Source organism: Veillonella sp. CAG:933 (assembly GCF_000431435.1).
Classification (GTDB): Bacteria; Bacillota; Negativicutes; order Veillonellales; family Veillonellaceae; genus Veillonella_A.
In genome coordinates, this window is sequence record NZ_HF986112.1 from 1 (window position 1) to 525 (window position 525).

1 protein-coding gene is annotated in these 525 nt (G+C 31.8%); it reads left to right on the forward strand.

Annotation, left to right across the window (positions count from 1 at the left end; genetic code table 11):
* A partial coding sequence (locus QZL64_RS00790) for a hypothetical protein (protein WP_296309082.1) occupies positions 1 to 488 on the forward strand: 488 nt, incomplete at its 5' end.
* Between the last annotated feature and the right edge of the window lie 37 nt (positions 489 to 525).

A 525-nucleotide genomic window follows, 5' to 3' on the forward strand; every position in this document is an offset into this window, starting at 1 on the left:
GTAGTTGTACATACAGAGACGTCATCAAAAGTTATAACTTAAATTTATCAAAAATGAAACAGTTACATCTTATTGGAACTACAGGAAATAATTTATGTCTTGTACAGATTCCAACTTCTTGGTCTCAACAAGAAGCAAAAGAAATGCTTGAAAGAGCACTTCTTGTTTTCATGCAGGAAAAAGATAATCCAGAATTTCTTTCTTCATTAAACGAAGAAGAACTGAAACATCAATTTCCTAAATTCGATTCTAAGTTAATCGAGCAAGTTTCTGTTTTACTTCAGAATGTAGGTACACCAATATCTACAGGAGGAGGTCTTACATGGCAAGTAGAAGTACAGAATTACTTATTACGTAATCCTACTTTTACTAGAGACTTAGTTCTCTTATTTAACAATCCTCTCAAAAAAGAGGAAAAAGAGTATCTTTGTATTAACTACATTGAGGCATTACCTGAAATTGTTAAAGTTTTTAAGAGCTATGTCTAAAACGTGGAAAGAAAGTAAAGCAGTAAAACAAGGACGT